The organism is Pseudomonas sp. SIMBA_068, assembly GCF_046534705.1.
Classification (GTDB): Bacteria; Pseudomonadota; Gammaproteobacteria; order Pseudomonadales; family Pseudomonadaceae; genus Aquipseudomonas; species Aquipseudomonas putida.
In genome coordinates this window covers 1-247 of record NZ_JAWRYI010001288.1, presented here as the reverse complement: position 1 = coordinate 247, position 247 = coordinate 1, and the positions used below count along the sequence as shown (strand labels likewise).

Annotated in this window: 1 protein-coding gene; it reads right to left on the bottom strand. The window is 59.5% G+C overall.

Annotated elements, in window-relative coordinates:
• Positions 1-247: DUF1592 domain-containing protein (locus tag SB756_RS33725; protein ID WP_410913718.1), on the bottom strand; the 247-nt coding region annotated here is incomplete at both ends.

Genomic DNA, 247 nt, shown 5'->3' with positions numbered 1-247 from the left:
CCTTCAATGCCGTACTGCTCGGCCAGGCGCTGATCGAGGAAGGTGTAGCCGGGGTTGAACAGTGCATCGAATGCCCCGCCGCTCTTGAGCACCTCGCGGACCAGGTGGGCCTGTTCGTTGATCATGCTCTGAATGACGGCAGGTTCGAGCCCCGGCTTCTCTTGTATTTCGCGCTTGGTCCTCAGGTAGTAGCCGATGAAGCGGTTGAACTGCTCGGTGCCCTGTTCACTGAGCAGATGCTGCTCAG